Source organism: Streptomyces sp. NPDC049541 (assembly GCF_044465725.1).
In the GTDB taxonomy this organism is placed as follows: Bacteria; Actinomycetota; Actinomycetes; order Streptomycetales; family Streptomycetaceae; genus Streptomyces.
In genome coordinates this window covers 572,014-589,406 of the sequence record NZ_JBITLY010000005.1, presented here as the reverse complement: position 1 = coordinate 589,406, position 17,393 = coordinate 572,014, and the positions used below count along the sequence as shown (strand labels likewise).

Annotated in this window: 19 protein-coding genes; 6 read left to right on the top strand and 13 right to left on the bottom strand. The window is 70.6% G+C overall.

Features of this window, described 5'->3' with window-relative positions; translation table 11 throughout:
- Positions 1 to 150: 150 nt before the first annotated feature.
- Positions 151 to 693, top strand: coding sequence for a PPA1309 family protein (locus ACIBW9_RS22035; RefSeq protein WP_398957440.1), 543 nt, complete (start codon positions 151 to 153; stop codon positions 691 to 693).
- Positions 694 to 712: 19 nt separating this feature from the next.
- Here the strand turns inward: ACIBW9_RS22035 and ACIBW9_RS22030 are convergent, their stop codons facing one another.
- The 4 genes from ACIBW9_RS22030 to ACIBW9_RS22015 all read right to left on the bottom strand — a co-directional run bounded on the left by ACIBW9_RS22030 (position 713) and on the right by ACIBW9_RS22015 (position 3,870).
- Positions 713 to 1,807 (bottom strand): PDZ domain-containing protein, encoded by a 1,095-nt coding sequence (locus tag ACIBW9_RS22030; protein WP_398957438.1) that lies wholly within the window; start codon positions 1,805 to 1,807, stop codon positions 713 to 715.
- Positions 1,808 to 1,863: 56 nt separating this feature from the next.
- Positions 1,864 to 1,995, bottom strand: coding sequence for a hypothetical protein (locus tag ACIBW9_RS22025; RefSeq protein ID WP_398957665.1), 132 nt, complete (start codon positions 1,993 to 1,995; stop codon positions 1,864 to 1,866).
- A 209-nt stretch (positions 1,996 to 2,204) separates the two neighbouring features.
- Entirely contained in the window at positions 2,205 to 2,663 is a 459-nt protein-coding gene (locus ACIBW9_RS22020) for a molybdenum cofactor biosynthesis protein MoaE (RefSeq protein WP_390693452.1), read from the bottom strand.
- A 94-nt stretch (positions 2,664 to 2,757) separates the two neighbouring features.
- Positions 2,758 to 3,870, bottom strand: coding sequence for an SDR family oxidoreductase (locus ACIBW9_RS22015; RefSeq protein ID WP_398957436.1), 1,113 nt, complete (start codon positions 3,868 to 3,870; stop codon positions 2,758 to 2,760).
- Between the two features lie 193 nt (positions 3,871 to 4,063).
- Here ACIBW9_RS22015 and ACIBW9_RS22010 point away from each other — a divergent pair, with 193 nt between their 5' ends.
- Together ACIBW9_RS22010 and ACIBW9_RS22005 are read left to right on the top strand one after the other, a co-directional pair.
- A complete protein-coding gene (locus tag ACIBW9_RS22010) occupies positions 4,064 to 5,518 on the top strand; it encodes a zinc-dependent metalloprotease (RefSeq protein WP_398957434.1) in 1,455 nt (484 codons plus the stop codon).
- The gene (locus ACIBW9_RS22005; protein WP_398957432.1) at positions 5,515 to 6,036 is read left to right on the top strand and encodes an NUDIX hydrolase; all 522 of its coding nucleotides are present in this window, start codon (positions 5,515 to 5,517) and stop codon (positions 6,034 to 6,036) included. The genes ACIBW9_RS22010 and ACIBW9_RS22005 overlap by 4 nt, the downstream gene beginning before the upstream one ends.
- Before the next feature lie 55 nt (positions 6,037 to 6,091).
- Here the strand turns inward: ACIBW9_RS22005 and ACIBW9_RS22000 are convergent, their stop codons facing one another.
- The 4 genes from ACIBW9_RS22000 to ACIBW9_RS21985 form a co-directional block, all read right to left on the bottom strand.
- Positions 6,092 to 6,847: an AIM24 family protein gene (locus ACIBW9_RS22000; RefSeq protein WP_115906049.1), complete on the bottom strand. Its 756-nt coding sequence runs from the start codon at positions 6,845 to 6,847 to the stop codon at positions 6,092 to 6,094.
- Between the two features lie 12 nt (positions 6,848 to 6,859).
- Complete coding sequence (locus ACIBW9_RS21995; RefSeq protein WP_398957430.1) at positions 6,860 to 7,540, bottom strand: AIM24 family protein; 681 nt, start codon at positions 7,538 to 7,540, stop codon at positions 6,860 to 6,862.
- 11 nt (positions 7,541 to 7,551) lie between these two features.
- Positions 7,552 to 9,174: a TerD family protein gene (locus tag ACIBW9_RS21990; RefSeq protein WP_398957428.1), complete on the bottom strand. Its 1,623-nt coding sequence runs from the start codon at positions 9,172 to 9,174 to the stop codon at positions 7,552 to 7,554.
- A gap of 117 nt (positions 9,175 to 9,291) precedes the next feature.
- A complete protein-coding gene (locus ACIBW9_RS21985) occupies positions 9,292 to 9,888 on the bottom strand; it encodes a M48 family metallopeptidase (protein ID WP_398957425.1) in 597 nt (198 codons plus the stop codon).
- Between the two features lie 253 nt (positions 9,889 to 10,141).
- Here ACIBW9_RS21985 and ACIBW9_RS21980 point away from each other — a divergent pair, with 253 nt between their 5' ends.
- Positions 10,142 to 11,374: a TOMM precursor leader peptide-binding protein gene (locus ACIBW9_RS21980; protein ID WP_398957423.1), complete on the top strand. Its 1,233-nt coding sequence runs from the start codon at positions 10,142 to 10,144 to the stop codon at positions 11,372 to 11,374.
- Positions 11,367 to 12,731 carry an ABC1 kinase family protein gene (locus tag ACIBW9_RS21975; RefSeq protein WP_398957421.1) on the top strand — a complete coding sequence of 455 codons (1,365 nt, stop codon included), beginning with the start codon at positions 11,367 to 11,369 and terminating at the stop codon, positions 12,729 to 12,731. Before ACIBW9_RS21980 ends, ACIBW9_RS21975 begins: the two co-directional genes overlap by 8 nt.
- Before the next feature lie 161 nt (positions 12,732 to 12,892).
- On the opposite strand, the gene ACIBW9_RS21970 is transcribed toward ACIBW9_RS21975, so the two are convergent.
- The 5 genes from ACIBW9_RS21970 to ACIBW9_RS21950 all read right to left on the bottom strand — a co-directional run bounded on the left by ACIBW9_RS21970 (position 12,893) and on the right by ACIBW9_RS21950 (position 16,787).
- A complete protein-coding gene (locus ACIBW9_RS21970; RefSeq protein ID WP_398957419.1) occupies positions 12,893 to 13,102 on the bottom strand; it encodes a hypothetical protein in 210 nt (69 codons plus the stop codon).
- A 135-nt stretch (positions 13,103 to 13,237) separates the two neighbouring features.
- Positions 13,238 to 13,561, bottom strand: a complete 324-nt coding sequence (locus ACIBW9_RS21965) for a hypothetical protein (protein ID WP_389076121.1) — start codon at positions 13,559 to 13,561, stop codon at positions 13,238 to 13,240.
- Positions 13,558 to 13,926 carry a WhiB family transcriptional regulator gene (locus ACIBW9_RS21960; protein WP_010984500.1) on the bottom strand — a complete coding sequence of 123 codons (369 nt, stop codon included), beginning with the start codon at positions 13,924 to 13,926 and terminating at the stop codon, positions 13,558 to 13,560. The genes ACIBW9_RS21965 and ACIBW9_RS21960 overlap by 4 nt, the downstream gene beginning before the upstream one ends.
- A gap of 175 nt (positions 13,927 to 14,101) precedes the next feature.
- Positions 14,102 to 14,425, bottom strand: a complete 324-nt coding sequence (locus ACIBW9_RS21955) for a hypothetical protein (protein ID WP_398957416.1) — start codon at positions 14,423 to 14,425, stop codon at positions 14,102 to 14,104.
- A gap of 166 nt (positions 14,426 to 14,591) precedes the next feature.
- Positions 14,592 to 16,787 (bottom strand): ATP-dependent DNA helicase UvrD2, encoded by a 2,196-nt coding sequence (locus ACIBW9_RS21950; RefSeq protein WP_398957414.1) that lies wholly within the window; start codon positions 16,785 to 16,787, stop codon positions 14,592 to 14,594.
- 183 nt (positions 16,788 to 16,970) lie between these two features.
- Here ACIBW9_RS21950 and ACIBW9_RS21945 point away from each other — a divergent pair, with 183 nt between their 5' ends.
- The gene (locus tag ACIBW9_RS21945; protein WP_398957412.1) at positions 16,971 to 17,228 is read left to right on the top strand and encodes a mycoredoxin; all 258 of its coding nucleotides are present in this window, start codon (positions 16,971 to 16,973) and stop codon (positions 17,226 to 17,228) included.
- The last annotated feature ends 165 nt before the right edge of the window (positions 17,229 to 17,393 follow it).

Here is a 17,393-nt window from a genome sequence, read left to right as displayed (position 1 = left end):
CGCACCTCGAAGTCGCTGTCGGTTCGTCAGGCCCCCGCGTGTTCGTGAGCCCCTCCGTGGCCCCCCGTGATCGCGGGCCCACACCTATGCAACTTACTCACCGTTTACTCGGTTCCCGATTCCGGCCATGAACGAGGCAGGATTGTGACCATGTCCAACACTCCCATGGCAGCGAGCCCGCTCACCCGGGCCGTACTCGAGATCGACGAGTACGCCTCCGGCCTCGGCTGGGACCAGCCCGCCCGCCTCTTCGCCCTCGTAGACACCGCTCGGCTGCGGTCCCAGGAGCCCGCGCTCGCGGCCCAGCTGGGCCTTGCGGACGAACCCGACAGCACCGGGCTCACCCCGGTCGAGCAGGACGAGATCCCGGCCGGCAAGCCGCTGGACGAGTTCCTCGCGACGATCGCCTGGCCCGACGCGGTGGCCGGCTGCGCGCTCACGGTGGAGCGGCTGATGCTGCCGCCGTCCGCCGAGTCCCAGGTCCCCGAGGGGCTGGACGAGGCGGGGCTGGCGAAGTGGGTGGCCGGGCACCCGGACCGTCAGGAGGTCCGGATGACGGTGGCGGTGCTGCGTGACGGCGCCCGTGACTCGGCGCTGCGGCTGCGCGAGAAGGACACGCCGACGGAGGTCCTCACGGGCTCCGACCTGGTGCCGGGCCTGGCGCAGGCCCTGGCCGCGACCTTCGAGGAGTAGGCCGCCGTAGCCCTTCGGGCTACTTGGTCGTGCACTTCGGCAGGTCGGACGTCTTTCCGGTGCGGATGTCCTTCAGCGCGCCGAGGGCGTCCTCGATGGTGCTCACCTTGACCAGGGTGAGGCCGCTCGGGGTGTCCTTGGCGGCGGCCTTGCAGTTGTCGGCCGGCGTCAGGAAGTACTGGGCGCCCTTGTCGCGTGCGCCGACCGTCTTCATCTCGATGCCGCCGATCGGCCCGACCTTGCCGTTGTCGTCGATCGTGCCGGTGCCGGCCACGAACTTGCCGCCGGTCAGGTCGCCCGGGGTGAGCTTGTCGTAGATGCCGAGCGCGAACATCAGACCGGCGCTCGGACCGCCGACGTCGGCGAGCTTGATGTCGATGGTGAACGGGAAGGTGTGATCGGTCCCCGCGGAGATCCCGACGATGGCGCGCTTCTTGCCGCTGTCGTCGGAGGTGGTCGTCGTGATCGTGACGTCCTGGGTCGTGGTCGCCGTCGTGTTCTTCTTCTCGGCGGCGGCCTGCTCTTTCGCCGGCACGATCGTGAAGTCGACCTTCTCGCCGGGCTGGTGCCTGGTCACCAGCTTGGCGACGTCGGAGGGCTGCTTCACGGCCGTACCGTCGACGGCCTTGATCACGTCTCCGGCGTGCAGCCGGCCCTGCGCCGGGGAGCCCTTGACCACGGTCGAGACGATCACCCAGCTCTGCACCGGGATGCCGAGTTCCTTCAGGGCTGCGACCTTGGCGCTCTCCTGGGACTGGCTGAACTCCTCGGCGTTCTCCTGGGTGGACTGCTGTTCGGTCTTGCCGTCCGGGTAGAGCGTGTCGTGCGGCACGACCTTGCTGTCGTGGGCCAGCCAGCCGTAGACGGCCTCGACGAGGTTCATCTTGTAGTCGGCGCTGGTCACCCGCACGGTCGTCATGTTCAGGTGGCCGTCGGCCGGGTAGGTCTTGCGCCCGGAGATCTGCAGCACCGGCTCGCCGTCGTGCTCCCCGAGCGTGTTGACCGTGGGTCCCGGGGACATCTCCGAGTACGGCACGGGAATGAAGACTCCCGCGCACAGGAGCGCGATCAGCATCAGGGTGGAGGCGAGCATCGTCGCGGTGCGGCGTGGCATGCCAAGACAGTACGGGAAGGTCCTGTCAGCGCACCGTCAGCCCCCGCTCTGTCATGTCACGTACGGGAGGGCGGCTTCTCCATGGCCTCACGGAAGCGGGCGTAGCCGTCGAGCTCGGGCCCGTCGCCGCGGACCTTGCGGGTCCGGTTGGCCCAACTGCCCCACAGACCGGCTCCGATCGCTGCCATGAGCGGAATCAACAACCACAGGAGCGCCCCCATGCCGACCTCCCGACCCCAGTGAGCGACCGCAAGAACTGACTGATCAGCAGATTAACCAGTCACACTGAGAACGCTGACGCCAGGGGTGCAGTTACGCAACCCGGGCGTGGCGCAGGAGGTTCAGCAGACCCCCACCCGCCGTCCCGTCGCCCGACCACCACCCCTCGACGACGGCGCTACGCGCCGACCCATTCGTCTGTTCCGTCCGAGAAGGTCTGGTGCTTCCAGATCGGCACCTCGTGCTTGAGGTCGTCGATCAGCTTCCGGCAGGCCTCGAAGGCCTCGCCCCGGTGCGGACAGGACACGGCGACGACGACGGCGAGATCCCCGACGGCCAGGTCACCGATGCGGTGCACGGCGGCCAGGGCCCGCACCGGGTATCCGGCCACGACCTTCTCGGCGATCCGCCGCATCTCGGCCTCGGCGCTGGGGTGGCACGAATAGCCGAGCCGGTCCACATCGGCTCCCCCGTCGTGGTTCCGCACGGTCCCCACGAACAGCGCGGTCCCGCCCGCGGCGTCGTCCCCGACGGCCTGGAAGACCTCGTCCAGGGAGAGCGCGGTCTCCCGGACGGCGATCAGCTTGATGGGGTCCTGCGCGGCCTGCTCGCCGGGATGGTCGTTGGTGGGTGCCATGCCTCCATCGTGCCGCACACCGCTGACAACCAGGAACAGACGTTTCACCCGGCACGCGCGTGTGCGGTCTTGGAGTCTCCTACAAGGTTCGCTCTCAGATCCGGCGGCGGGCCTTCCGGGCCCTGCGCACCACGGCCGCCGCGCCCAGCAGCGCCACCGTCGCGCCCGCCGCTCCGGCCGCCGTCGCGTCCTTGCGGCCGAGGCGGCGGCCGGCGACGGTGTGCCTGCCGGAGACCTCCTCAAGGAGCTCGGCGAGCACTTCCTCGTTGGTCCACTGCGGCCGCCAGCCCGCGTCGTGCAGCCGGCTTCCGCTGACCACCCAGGGGTACATCGTGTACGCCAGGTCCCCGGCCGGGGACGGTGTCAGGCCGATCCGGTGCAGCCGGGCCGCCGCACCCAGGGCGACGGCCGACGGCAGCTCCATCCGCCGGATGCCGCTGAGCTCCTCGACCTCCTCCTGTTCCAGCCAGCCGTCGCAGCCCACCGTGAGTTCCCCTTCGACCTTCTCCAGGACGGCGTACTCCAGGGCGCTGCACAGGTCCTCGACGTGGCAGAACTGCCAGGCGGGCCGCGACCCGGCGACCACGAGCAGCCGGGGCGACTCGAAGTACCTGGTCAGCGCGGTGTCGGTGCCTCCGACGAGCACCGTGGGCCGTACGACGGTGACGTTGAGCCCCGGATGCGCGCGCGGCGCGCGCCGGGCGAGCCGCTCGATCTCCAGGAGGTCACCGACGCCGGTGGCCTCGGCCGTGGCCCGCAGCTCCGCGTCCTCGGACAGGGGCAGCTCGTTGTCCGGGAGCGCCCCGTACACCATGGCGGACGTGCACAGCACGACCCGGTGGACTCCGGCCGCGGCGGCCGCGGTCAGCACGGTCTGCGTCCCGCGTACGTTGTAGGCCGTACGGGCGGCGGGATCGGTCTCCAGATCCAGATCGAGCGCCAGGTGCACCACCACGTCGGCGCCCCGCAGCTTGTCCGCGATGGCCGGATCCCGTACGTCCAGGATGTGCCACTGCGCCCCCGCGCACTCGCCGCGCCGCTCGTCGATCGCGATGACCTGCTTGATCTCGTCGGAGGCGACGAGCCGTTCGGTGAGCAGTGCGCCGATGCCGGAGGCGGCGCCGGTGACCGCGACGACGGGCCCGCGCGTGGCGGAACTGGTTGACTCGTTTCGCGCTGCGCGAACCTGCGGATCTGGGGAACTCACCGGGCGTCTCCAGCGGTTGTCTTCAGTACGAACGCGAGTGACGCGTCCGTACCAGGTGGCATCCATCCTGCCGCAGGCCGAGAGTCGGCGAAGCACCGAGGCCCGAACCGCCCATGGTGTCTACGCTGGGTGGTGTTATCGGGCAGCCGTGCCGTCGGAGGAAACCCGGCGGCCTTACCAGCCGAGGAATCCCGTGAGTGACACCCCATTCGGATTCGGCCTTCCGCCGGAGGAGCCGGAAGACGGCGACGAGGGCAAGAAGAAGGACCAGCAGAGCGGTGGTGGTCAGGGACCGGCCAACCCGTTCGGTTTCGGCGGGCTGCCGGGGGCCGGAGGCTTCGGCGGCCCCGGTGCGGACAATCCGCTCGCTGCCATGTTCGGTTCGCTGAACCCCACCGACCTGGGCGCCGCCTTCCAGCAGCTGGGCCAGATGCTCTCCTACGAGGGCGGCCCGGTGAACTGGGAGATGGCCAAGCAGATCGCCCGCCAGACGGTCTCCCAGGGCACCGCTGACGGCACCAAGGACGCGAGTGTCGGCGCCGCCGAGCGCACCGCGGTCGAGGAGGCCGTCCGCCTGGCCGACCTGTGGCTGGACGACGCGACGTCGCTGCCGTCCGGTGCCGGCTCGGCGGTGGCGTGGTCGCGCGCGGAGTGGGTCGAGGCGACGCTGCCCGCGTGGCAGGAACTCGTCGACCCGGTCGCCGAGCGGGTCGGCGCGGCGATGGGCGATGTCCTGCCGGAGGAGATGCAGGCCATGGCGGGCCCGCTGATCGGCATGATGCGCTCCATGGGCGGCGCGATGTTCGGCACGCAGATCGGGCAGGCCGTCGGGGTGCTCGCGGGCGAGGTCGTCGGTTCCACCGACATCGGCCTGCCGCTCGGCCCGGTCGGCAAGGCCGCGCTGCTGCCGGTGAACGTCGAGGCGTTCGGCAAGGACCTGGGTGTGCCGAAGGAGGAGGTGCGGCTGTATCTGGCGCTGCGCGAGGCCGCCCACCAGCGCCTGTTCGCGCATGTGCCGTGGCTGCGCTCGCACCTGTTCGGCGCGGTCGACGGGTATGCGCGCGGGATCAAGGTCGACACGGCCAAGCTGGAGGACGTGGTCGGCCAGTTCGACCCGCAGAACCCCGAGCAGCTGCAGGACGCCCTGCAGCAGGGCATGTTCCAGCCGGAGGACACCCCGGAGCAGAAGGCGGCCCTGGCCCGTCTGGAGACGGCCCTGGCGCTCGTCGAGGGCTGGGTGGACGCGGTGGTGCACGCGGCGGCGAAGCCGCGTCTTTCGTCCGCGGACGCGCTGCGTGAGACCCTGCGCCGACGCCGTGCGACGGGCGGCCCGGCGGAGCAGACGTTCGCCACGCTGATCGGCCTGGAGCTGCGCCCGCGCCGCCTGCGGGACGCCTCCCGCCTGTGGGCCTCGCTCACGGACGCGCGCGGGGTGGACGGCCGGGACGCCCTGTGGTCGCACCCGGACATGCTTCCGACGGCCTCCGACCTGGACGACCCGGACGGCTTCGTGCACCGCGAGCAGCTGGACTTCTCCGAGCTGGACAAGATGCTCGGCGAGGCGGCGGGCGGCGGCTCCGGGGCGAAGCCGAACCTGAAGAAGGACGACGCTGCCCAGGACGACGACAAGGGCGACGACACCGAGTGAGCCTGTACGACGACGCGGTTCTCGTCCTGAAGGGGTACGAGGACCAGGAAGAGCTGCGCCAGACCTATCTGGACCACCTCGCGGCACACCCGGACGGCCTGTGGAAGGCGTGCCACGCGGGTCACCTCACGGCGAGCGCCCTGGTGGTCGACCCCTCGCGCGAGCGCGTCCTGCTGACACTGCACCGCAAGCTGCGGATGTGGCTGCAGATGGGCGGCCACTGCGAGCCGCAGGACACGTCGCTGGAGTCGGCGGCCCTGCGGGAGGCGACGGAGGAGTCCGGTGTCACGGGGCTGACGCTGCTGCCGGGCGGCCCGGTCCGCCTGGACCGGCACCCCATCCCGGCGCCGTGCCACTGGCACCTCGACGTGCAGTACGCCGTCCTGGCACCGCCCGAGGCGGACGTCACGATCAGCGACGAGTCGCTGGACGTCCGGTGGTTCCCCTACGGCGAGGTCGCGGACGTCGCCGACGAGTCCGTCGTACGTCTGCTCGAATCGACGCGCGCCAGGCTGTGAAGCTGTAAGGGGCGCCCGCAGCAGCGGGCGCCCCTTACGTCTGTTTCCTGGACGCTCAGCTCCAGACGTTCCCCTGGTTCTGCGCCCGCGCCCCGTGCTGCCCCATGCCGTACTGCGCGGCGAGGCCCGATCCGATCTGGGCGTTCTGCGGTGGCAGCAGCTCGCTCGGCTGGACCAGCGCGTAGCCGCTGCCCATGAAGCTGAGCTCCCAGCCCTCACCGGTGTTGCCGCGGCGCCGCCACACGCCCGAGGAGTGCGTCTGGGCCTGCATCTGGACGCGCAGCCCGGTCGACCAGGCGACGATCGCATCGGCGTCGCAGTTGACGTACTTGTCGGGCGTGACCTGCATCATCAGCGGCGCACCCGAGGTCATCAGGGCGACCTTGCCGCGGCCGGTGATGTTCAGCTGGTACTTCCCCGAGCCGGAGATGCCGTAGAGGCTGTCGACGGCGATCACCTCGTGGTGCAGTGAGGAGTCCATCGCGAGGACGTAGCTGCTGTCCACGGTCAGGCCGTCCTGCTCCACGTCCACCACATGGATGTGCTGCGCGAGGTTGGCGAAGTAGACCGTGCCCTGCCCGTGGCAGCGCATCAGGCTGAGGCCCTCGCCGGTGTGCGCACGCGCGCGTCGCTGGTTGTTGCTCTGGTACTCGGCGTCGAACTCGACGAGCCCCTGGTAGGCGACCATGGTGCCCTTGCGGGCCAGGATGTCGTCGTGGCCCTCCAGGGTGACGCGCAGCATCTGCTTGTTCTGCAGGCTGTAGCGCTCCTGGGACTGCGAGTCGTTGAAGGCGAAAAGCGGACTCTGCATGGTGTCTCCCCCTCAGCCCCGGAACCGCAGGCGGTCGGTGCTGTCCTCGCTGGGCTGGACGACGACGATGCCCTGACCGGAGAAGGCCATCTGGTAGGCCTCGCCGCTGCCGCGGCCGATCAGCGACTGCGCCTTGAAGCTGCGCTTGCCCTTCACCTTGAGGTTCGGGGACCAGGCGACGAGCGCGTCCGGGTCGACGTACGTCTCGTCCTCACCGCCGCCGCAGTCGACGACGATCGGCTTGCCCCGGGAGGTCAGCGCGACCCAGCCCTGCCCGGAGATCTTGGTGTTCCACAGTCCCTGCCCGGCGAACTTCGCCAGCCCCTTGACGCGCTCGACTCCCCAGGTGAGGTGCGCGTCGAAGGCGAGCAGGTTGGTGGCGTTGACGGAGATCCCGTCGCCGTTGAGGTTGATCACGACGACGTTCGCGCCGTAGTCGGCGAGATAGAGCAGCCCGTCGCCGGAGCACTTCATCAGGGGTGCGCCCTCGCCGGTGATCCAGTCACGGGCGATCTGGCGCACGGCCGGCGGGTTGGGCTCGTACTGGATGAAACCCTCGTACGCGACCATCGAGCCCACGCGCGCGAGGATGTCGTTTCCGGTCTGCATGGCGACCTTCAGCATGTGGTCGCCGTGGTTCTCCATACGGGCGGTGACGGGTGCGGGGGCGTAGCCCGCGAGTGGCTGGTTCATGACGGGCTCCCTCAGACCTCGTACGGCTGGACGACGATGAAGTTGCCGGGCGCGCCCCGGAACTGCAGGTTGACGCTCTCGCCGGTGTCGCCCGGATAGGCGTTGCGGCGCATGCGCACCTGGCTGGAGACGATCACCTGGGAGGCGGCCGACCAGGCCACCACGGCGTTGGCGTCGGCGAACGTGGTCGGCGTGACCGGCAGCACCACGGGCGTGCCGTGCGTCTTGACGACGATCGTGCCGGTGCCCTGGAACTGCATCGTGAACAGCGCGCCCCCGGGGATGCCGTGTCCCTCGATGCGGCGGACCTCGTACTGGAGGCCCTCGTCGAAGGCGAGGACGCTCTCGGCGGAGACGCAGATCGCGTCGCCCTGGAGCTCGATGGGGTGCAGATAGGTGGCGTTCTCGGCGAGGAACACCTGGCCCTGGCCGGTGCAACGCATCAACTGCATCTCCTGCCCGGTCGCGTTGCCCACGATCCGGCCCGCGAAGCCGGCGCCCTTGTAGCCGAAGTCGACCTTGCCCTGGTAGAGCACCATGCTGCCCTGCCGGGCCAGCACGGGCTGTCCGCCCATGCCGAGGTCGACACGGATCAGCTTGCTGTTCTGCTGCGTCCAGCGCTGCCCGGTGGGGGTCTCCTTGAACATCTGCAGCGCCGCGGTCACCCCGGCACCGCCCTGGGGGGCGCCCTGAGGCGCACCGTAGGGCGCCTGCTGTCCCGGCACCTGCCCGAACGGGGGCTGCTGGCCGTAGCCGGGCGGCGGGCCCGGGGCCTGCGGAGCCGGGGGCTGGGCGTAGCCGGGTGGCGGCGGTGCGCTCTGGCCGTACGGCTGCTGGGGCGGCTGGCCGTAGGGTGCGGGCGCCGGGGCCGGCGGGTGCACCTGGCCGCCGCCGGGCGGGGACATGGGCGCGACGATGGTGGGCGCCGCGTGCACGTTCGGCGCGGGTGCGGGCGCCGGGGGCGGCGCGAAGCCCTGCGGGGCCGGGGCGGGGGCGGGAGCTGGGGCAGGTGCCGGGGCGGCCGGGGCGCCGAACGCGGGCGGGGCGAAGGCGGGAGCGGCTCCGGTCTGGGGCTGCTGCGGAGCAGGCGCGGCAGGTGCCTCCTCCTCCATGACCTCGCCGCCGAAGTTCTTCAGCAGCGCCTCGAGGCCGCCGTCGAAGCCCTGCCCCACGGCCGCGAACCGCCACACGTCCTTGAGGTAGAAGTCACCCAGCATGACGGCCCGTTCGGTGGAGAACTCCGAGCCGTTGAAGGCGTACCGGGCCACCTCCTCGCCGCCCGCGACGATACGGAGGTACCCGGGGGCGATCTGCGACATCTGCCCGGCCCCGTCGATCGTCGCCGTGAACGACAGCTTCTGGATCTGCGCCGGGATCCGGTCGAGCGTGACCCGGAAGGACTCCGTGTCGCCCGCCTGGGCACCCAGAAGCTGAATCGACTCCTCGGGGGACTTCGGCTGGTTGAAGAAGACGAAGTAGCGGTCGTCCGAGAGCCGTTCGTCGGCGTCAAGACCGAAGCAGCTGATGTCGAAGGTCAGTCCGGGGCCGCTGATCTGCACGCCTACGTACAGATCGGTGCCCGCGGTGAGGTCACTGATCCTGGCCTTGTGGCCGCGTTGGAATTCCCTGGCCATGCGTAACGACCGTCCCCCATCCCGAATGCGAGTGCGTCGCGCCAGGTTAACGGCTAACTCGGACACCGGATGAAGTCGGTACAGACCCGGTACACAACCACCGCCCCACAGCGGCCGTCACTCCCCGCGAGCCCCCGGCAGATGCGGCAACCGTTCCGCGGCGACCACCCCTTCGAGGTAACCCCGGGCCCGCTCGGTGCGCGGATAGGCCTCAAGGAGCCGCCAGAAGCGGGGACCGTGTCCCGGCACCAGCAGATGCGCGAGCTCGTGGAGGAGGACGTAGTCGACGACGTACTCGGGCATGCCCTGCAGCCGGTGCGACAGACGGATACTGCCTTCGGCCGGGGTGCACGAGCCCCAGCGCGTGTTCTGGTTGGTGACCCAGCGCACCGAGGTGGGCCGCGCGCGCCCGTCGAAGTACTGGCCCGACAGCCGCTCCGCCCGCTCGGCCAGCTCACCGTCACCGAGGACCCGCTTGCTCTCCTGGGCTGCCAGCTTGTCGAGCATGACGGTCACCCAGCGCTGCTCCTCCGCCTCGGACATCCGGGCAGGGATGAGCACGACGGTGCGATCGCCCTCGCGGTACGCGGAGACCGTCCTGCGTCGACGGGAACTCCTGCGGACCTCGATCGCGCTCGCCCCCGAGCCGCTCGGCGGCTGGCTCGTCGTGCTGCGCTGTGGCATTCCGGCGCGGTGCAGTGGGTCGGCGGGCACGCCCCGACGTTACCCGCTGCACACGGGGGAAGTCCCGACTCCTGGACGGTTCCGCCTCGATCCGCCACCAAGCGTTTGATTTATACGACAAATATCCACCGCCTGTGGACAACTTTCGGCACCCGTCCGCCCGTGCGGGCATGCTGGTTCCCGCCGGCACAGCCACGACGGACCGTCGACCGACCATCGACCGCCCGCCGACCGAGCTCCACCGGCGGACAGGAATGTTCAACGAGGGCTACGGGGGCCTGTCATGGATGCGATGGTTCCGCTCGCGCCGATGGTGAAGCCGGCGCTCAGGCGCGGCTGGCGCGATCTCAACACCGTGCAGTTCGGAATGGCACCGTCGCACGCACTGACACTGGGCCCGGTGGACACGGCGACGGGCAGCTTTCTCGACCTGCTCAACGGCACCCGCGGACTGCCCCTCCTGCGCGAGGAGGGACGCCGTATGGACCTGCCCGACGGTCACGTCGACAGACTGGTGGAGCGGCTGGCACGCGCCGGCCTCCTCGACGACGCAAAGGGCGGCGGGCCGGCCGCCGACGCACTGCGCGCCAAGAAGGACGTCCTCGCCCGCCTGCGCCCGGACCTCGCCTCACTGTCCCTGACCACCACCGAACCGGGCGACGCGATCAGCCGCCTGGCCGCGCGCCGCTCACTGCGGGTCCAGGTACGGGGCGCGGGCCGGGTGGGCTCGATCCTGGCCTCACTGCTCGCGGGCGCCGGCATCGGGGAGGTCGATGTGCGGGACGTCGGCAAGGTCGAGGCCGGCGACGTGGCACCGGGCGGCCTGCCCGCCGAGTCCATCGGCGACCGCAGGGACGAAGCCGCCCGGCAGGCCGTACGCCGGTCCGCCCCGGACCGCCCGCCACGCCGCGGCAACACGGCACCGCCCCCGGACGGCGAGCCCGGCTTCTCCCTGGTGATCCTCGCCCCACGCGACGACGTCGCCGTCCACGCCCCCGCCCCCTCCACCGCCGAACCCCTCATCGCCTCGGGCACACCGCATCTGTACGCCGGCGTCGTGGAGGCGACCGGCGTCGTCGGCCCTCTCGTCCTGCCCGGTGAGACGGGCTGCGCGGGCTGTCTGCACGAGGGCCGCACCGACCGGGATCCGGCCTGGCCCCGGCTGGTCGCGCAGTGGCGCTCCGGCACACCCCGCCAGGCCCGGCCCTGCGACCTTGCGCTGGCCACGACGGTGGCCGGGCTCGCGGCCGCACACGCGCTCGCGTTCCTGGACGGCCGGGTCCCGACGAGTGCCGGAGCACGCTGGGAGGTGTCCCTGCCCGCTCTGACCTGGCATGCACGACCGGTCTGGGCCCATCCGGCATGCCCCTGCGGGGCCGCGGACAAAGGTAAGGGAGAACACACCTCCGAGGACGAGGAGTCACACGAGACAATGAGGGGGCAACGGTCGCCGAAGGAGCTCAGCCGTACGGCACGAGCGGCGCGGCCGGCAGGGACTTGGAGGGCGCATGTCTGATCTTCCCCGCAAGGCGGTCACCCGGACCGCCAAGCTCGCCGCGCTCCCGCTCGGCTTCGCCGGACGGGCGACCTGGGGACTGGGCAAGCGGATCGTCGGGGAGTCCGCGGAGATCGTCGGCCGCGAGCTGCAACAGCGCACGGCGGAGCAGCTGTTCAAGGTGCTCGGCGAGCTCAAGGGCGGCGCCATGAAGTTCGGCCAGGCCCTGTCGGTCTTCGAGTCGGCACTGCCCGAGGAGGTCGCCGGCCCCTACCGTGCGGCGCTGACGAAGCTGCAGGAGGCTGCGCCGCCGATGCCGACCAGCACCGTGCACCGCGTGCTCGGTGAGCGGCTCGGCGAGGACTGGCCCGACCTGTTCCTCGAGTTCGAGGACAAGCCCGCCGCCGCGGCCTCGATCGGACAGGTCCACCGCGGGGTGTGGCACGACGGCCGCGAGGTGGCGGTCAAGGTGCAGTACCCGGGTGCCGGCGAAGCTCTCCTGTCGGACCTGAACCAGTTGAGCCGTTTCGCCCGTCTGCTGGGCCCGCTGATCCCCGGCATGGACATCAAGCCCCTGATCGCGGAACTCAGGGACCGTGTCTCGGAGGAGCTGGACTACGGTCTGGAGGCCCAGGCCCAGCAGGCGCACGCCGAGGAGTTCACGGACGATCCGGACGTGGTGGTGCCGGGTGTGGTCCACCAGTGCGACCAGGTCCTGATCACCGAGTGGATCGACGGAATTCCCCTCTCGGAGATCATCTCGGACGGCACCCGGGAACAGCGCGACCGGGCCGGTCAGCTCCTGGCCCGCTTCCTCTTCTCCGGCCCGGCCCGCACCGGCCTGCTCCACGCCGACCCGCACCCGGGCAACTTCCGACTGCTGCCCGGCGGCCCCGGCGGCGAGGACGACTGGCGCCTGGGGGTACTGGACTTCGGCACGGTCGACCGCCTCCCGGGCGGCCTGCCGGCCCCCATCGGCGACTCCCTGCGCATGACCCTCGACGGCGAGGCGGAGGCCGTCTACGAACTCCTCTGCGCGGAGGGCTTCGTCAAGGAATCCATCGAGCTGGACCCGAGCGCCGTCCTGGACTACCTCCTGCCGATCATCGAACCGGCCCGGGCCGACGAGTTCACCTTCACTCGCGGCTGGATGCGCAGCCAGGCGGCCCGCATCGCCGACCCCCGCTCCCCCGCCTACCAGCTGGGCAAGCAGCTGAACCTGCCACCGGCATACCTCCTGATACACCGGGTGACATTGAGCACAATCGGCGTGCTGTGCCAGCTGGGGTCGACGGTGCGACTGCGCGAGGAGTTGGAGGAGTGGCTCCCGGGGTTCGTGGCCGAAGCCACTGAGGAGGAGTCGGCCGCGGAGGCTTGACCGGGGCTGCGGGGCACGGCCCTCACTGGGGGCCGCCGCGCCGAGGGTGCGCCACTGCGGGCCGGGGGCCGTGCTGCCTCGGTGCGCGCCGCGGGGCTGTGTTTCGGGGGGCGAGGGTGGGGGCGGGGGGAGGGGGAGGGGGAGGCCCCCAGAGGGACGTCTCACCACCAGGCAGAGTCCAGCCGCCCCTCGATCGCCCTGAGGTTCTCCCGCGAGCAGCCGTCGCAGAAATACTGGCGGGCGCCGTTTTCCACGGAGCAGGTCCAAGTGGGCTGCGGACCCCCCGCCCGGGCGCCGCAGCGGCCGCACACCAGAGCTTGGGGCTCCGCGGGGGAGCCTGAGTCGTCACTGCCTCCGGGAAGACTCGTCACCCGGTGACGATAACTCCGCGGTGGGTGGATCGCGGGCACAACGCACCGCGGGGGCCGGTCCGTTCGGACGGACCGGCCCCCGCGGGGAACTACTGCCTCCCGGGGTCGGGAGGCCACCGCTTCAGGTGTGATCGGTTACTGCATGACCGCCATGGCGAGCGCGCGGCGGGCGCGCATCGAGGCGCGCTCGGCCCGGCGCTGCATCCGGCGGGCGCTCGCCAGGCGCACTGCCCGGCGTTCCCGCTCGGCCTCATGCAGTTGGTCGTGCATATGCGCACGAGCCAGGGCTTCTTGGAGGAGTTGCATCTCTCGGGTCCTGTTCTGACGCGAGCCTGTCGCGCCTGTGGTGGTGAAATCTTCGATCGCGGAGCCGGCGGGCTCGTTGGTGGACGGCTTCATCGGGGCCTGCTTCTTGGGGTCGTTCGTGAGGGGGCGGTCGATGGTTCCGGTGATGTTCATGCTGTGACCGGGTTCTTGCGCGGGCGGCCACGCGGCCGCTTCCGGGCGACGACGACACCCTGGACGAACAGCTCGCCACCCCAGACGCCCCAGGGCTCACGCCGCTCCTTGGCACCGGCGAGGCAGGCCTCGATCAGCGGGCAGGTGCGGCAGAGGGACTTGGCGTACTCGACGTCGGCCGGCGACTCGGCGAAGAAGACCTCCGGGTCGTAGGAGCGGCAGGGGACGGGTACGCCGAGGTTCTCGATGGCGTCGTCGAGCGCGGTGAGCGCAGTGAGCGGGATCAAGGTGGAGTCCTCCGTGAGGCCGGGCGGGGGGATCGTTTCGGAAGGCGGTACGGACGGGGCGTGCGCTTCGAGTTGCACGGTTCGTCTTCCTCGTCTGGTCGTTCCGGTCCTGTTGGACCGGGTGGCGGCTGGTACCGGGTTCAGCTCTTGTCCCGAGGCCCCTTCGCTCCGTCGTCCCCGTTCGGGGAAAACAGAAGGGCCGCGGATCCCGGATGGGGTTCCGCGGCCCTGAAGGCGCCGGCCTGATCGGCGATCAGGCTGGATCACTCCAGGGTTCTGGCCCACGGAAGGCCCACATCAGGTGGTGCTGCGTCGTCTGCTTCCGGTTTCCGGCACCGACCGCGGTAAAGGCATAGGCCTGCGCCTGTGCCACTACTGCTTCCAGTGCCTTGGTCGGTCGCTCATTGCGCTCACGGATGGGAAGACCCGCGAGAGAAACGGGGGCGGACGCCAGACGACCGGCAGGAATGCCGGACAGACCGGTGCCCAGGTTGGAGGCGCCGAGCATGCACGTGGAGACGACCGAGCGATCGGTCAGTTTGGCGGTGCTGATGGAGCTGGTGCTGATGCTGATCACTTCAATCGCCTCCTCTCGGCGTCTCGGGGGACCGGGGGTGAGCCAGTCCGACGGATATGCAAGTAGAACACGGAATCAGGGCCTCCGAGAAGGCCTCCGTCCCCGTGGCTAAGAACCTATGGGGATTGCTGGGGCATGCGCAAACTATTTTTTCGACGAGTTTGAATCAGTCCCCTTCGTCCTGTTCTCCGGGTTCGCGACCTGCGCAGAGGGCCAGGACATCGGCCCCGTAGCGGTTGAGCTTGCGTACGCCGACCCCGGGGATCCGCGCCAGTTCGCCCTCCTCGTCGGGGGCGGCCTCGGCGATGGCCATCAGTGTCTTGTCGGTGAAGATGCAGAAGGCGGGCTGTCCGCTGCGGTGCGCCTGGTCCGCGCGCCACTCGCGCAGTCGCTCGTAGAGGCCCTCGTCCATGTCGGTGGGGCAGTCCTCGCAGCGCATCAGTTTCATCTCGCCGGCGTCGCTGAGCGTGCGCCCGCACACCCGGCAGCGGGCCGGGGTGCGCTGGGTGCGCCGGGGTACGGCGTCCGGTCTGCGGGTGAAGCCGCGCTCGACTCCCCCTGCGCCGCTCGCGGCGGTACGGCCGGCGGTGGCGGTGGAGCCCGGTCGCAGGGCGTCCAGGAAGCGGCTGGGGCGTCGGCTCGGGCGGCCGCCGGGTGAGCGGGACAGTGACCAGGAGACGTGCAGGCGCTCCCTGGCCCGGGTGACGCCGACGTAGAGGAGGCGGCGTTCCTCCTCGATCTGCTCGTCTGTCTTGGCGTAGGTGATCGGCATCATGCCCTCGGCGACGCCGACCAGGAAGACGACGTCCCATTCGAGGCCCTTGGCGGAGTGGAGGGAGGCCAGGGTTACGCCCTGGACGGTGGGGGCGTGCTGGGCGCCCGCGCGTTCGTCGAGTTCGGCGACGAGGTCGCTGAGGGTGGCGGTGGGTTTGGCGGCGGCGAAGTCGTGCGCGAGGTTCACGAGGGCAGCGAGGGAGTCCCAGCGTTCTCGGACCGCTCCGGAGCCTGCTGGGGGCTGGGGGGTCCAGCCTTCTCCGGAGAGCACGGCGCGTACCTGGGAGGGCAGGTCCACGGCGTCGTCGAGGAGGGTGTCGTTGCCGCCGAAGCGGGCCGCGCCGCGCAGGGCGACGCCTGCCTTGCGGACCTCGGGGCGGTCGAAGAACCGCTCGGCGCCGCGCAGCTGGTAGGGGATTCCGGCGTCGGCGAGGGCTTGTTCGTAGGTCTCGGACTGGGAGTTCGTCCGGAACAGGATGGCGATTTCGCTGGCGGGGACGCCGGCGTCCATGAGTTCGCGGATGCGGCGGGCGGCGCCCTCGGCTTCGGCGGGTTCGTCGGTGTACTCGGTGTAGCCGGGTTCGGGGCCCGGGTCGCGTTGTGAGATCAGTTCGAGGCGGTGGTCGGCTGCGCGGCCTCGGGCCTGGGCGAGGAGGCCGTTGGCGAGATGGACGATCTGGGGGGTGGAGCGGTAGTCGCGGACGAGTTTGACGACGGTGGCTCCGGGGTGGCGGGTGCGGAAGTCGAGGAGGTGGTCGGGGGTCGCTCCGGTGAATGAGTAGATCGTCTGGCTGGCGTCGCCGACGACGCACAGGTTGTCGCGTTCGCCGAGCCACAGTTCGAGGAGTCGTTGTTGGAGGGGGCTGACGTCCTGGTACTCGTCGACAACGAAGTGCTGGTACTGGGAGCGGACCTGGTCGGCGATGTCGTGCCGGTCCTGGAGGATGGCGACGGTGAGCAGCAGGACGTCTTCGAAGTCGATGACGGAGCGGTCCCGTTTCAGGTCTTCGTAGACGGAGTAGAGCTGGGCGATCTCGGCCGGGTCGCGGGGGGTGTCGCGGCCGGCCTTGGCGGCGGCGGGGGCGTAGTCGGCGGGGACGGTCTGGGTGACCTTGGACCATTCGATTTCGGCGGTGACGTCCCGCAGTTCGCCGCGGTCGAGGCGGATGCGGCAGGCGGCGGCCGCGTCGGCGACGAGTTGGATCTTGCGGTCGACGAGCCGGGGCATGGAGCCGCCGACTGCTTTCGGCCAGAAGTACTGGAGTTGGCGCAGGGCGGCCGAGTGGAAGGTGCGGGCCTGGACTCCGGCGGCGCCGAGGTGGCGCAGTCGGCCGCGCATCTCGCCGGCGGCGCGGTTGGTGAAGGTGACGGCGAGCACGCTGGAGGGCTGGAGGATTCCGGCGCGGACTCCGTAGGCGATGCGGTGGGTGATCGCGCGGGTCTTGCCGGTTCCGGCGCCGGCCAGTACGCACACCGGTCCGCGCAGGGCGGTGGCCACCTCGCGCTGTTCGGGGTCGAGCCCTTCGAGCACGGCGTCGGGTGTCTCCGGTACCTGCGGGAAGAGCGTGGAGTGCGTTGCTGCTGTCACATGGCCATGCTGCCAGGTCGTCGGAGGCGGGTGCGGTGGTTGTCCACAGGCAGGTACCTGCAGTCGTACTAATGCGGCAGGCGTCACGTCGGGGGAGGTACCGCGTGCGGGAATGGTGGCTGTTTCAAGTACGTTCCATCACTGCGACCAAGCATCCCCGAGCAGCTGAGGAGCGCGAGAGACATGCCGGGCACTGTGACGATGTACAGCACCACGTGGTGTGGCTACTGCCGTCGGCTGAAGAGCCAGATGGACCGTGAGGGCATCGCGTACAACGAGATCAACATCGAGCAGGACCCGGATTCCGCGGCGTTCGTGGAGAAGGCGAATGGCGGAAACCAGACGGTGCCGACGGTTCAGGTAGTTCCCTCCAATGGTGGGGCTGAGGTCGTGATGACGAACCCGAGCCTTGCCCAGGTGAAGCAGGCGCTCGGCGTCTGACCCTCGCGAGACGCAGCCCCCGACCGGCCTGACGCTGATCGGGGGTTTTGTGTGCCCCAGAGAGACCTCAGCGGCAGGACAAGGCCCGCCCTCGGCACCCGTCGCTGTGGATGCGGGGCCGTCTCCTGAACGCGCCCTGCGGGGCGCGGAGAGTTCGAGACGCCC